General features: G+C 50.4%; 1 protein-coding gene. It reads right to left on the bottom strand.

The genetic code is table 11. The features are described 5' to 3' along the window. A partial coding sequence (locus ACTHTY_RS11395; RefSeq protein ID WP_440367720.1) for a hypothetical protein occupies positions 1-621 on the bottom strand: 621 nt, incomplete at both ends.

Below are 621 nucleotides of genomic sequence, written 5' to 3'. Positions count from 1 at the left end.
CCCACACCCCCACCACACAACAACAAAACACCACCACAACACAAAAACCACAACCCAACCAAACCCCCCCAAAAACACCCAAAAACAAACAACCACCCCCCCAACCCAACAACACCCAACACACCAACCCAAACACCAACACCCCACACACAACAACACAAAACACAACCAACCAAAACCAACACCAACACAACCCCCACAACCAAAACAACACACAACCCAACACAAAAACCACAACAACCACACACAACAAACCCAACAAAACCACCCCCCACACCAACACCACAACACAACACAACAACAAAACCAACCAACCCAACAACAACACCCACACAAACACCCCACCCAACACCAACACCACCCAAAACACCACCCAAACAACCAAACAAAAAACCCCAAAACACAAACCCACCACCCCACCCACCACCACACCACACCACACCACCAAAACCCACACCAACCCCAACACCCCCAACAACACCAACACCCACCACAACACAAACAACCCCCACACCAAAACAACCAAAAACCAACCCACCCAAACCAACAAAAACACCAACCACCCCAACACACAACCCCACACCAACAAAACCCAACAACCCACACACACCCCCCACACAC

Origin of the sequence: Neisseria sp. P0019.S002, from assembly GCF_051957155.1 — a bacterium.
Classification (GTDB): Bacteria; Pseudomonadota; Gammaproteobacteria; order Burkholderiales; family Neisseriaceae; genus Neisseria; species Neisseria perflava.
Note: the sequence above shows the minus strand (reverse complement) of the source record. Positions and strands in the feature narration are given on the sequence as shown.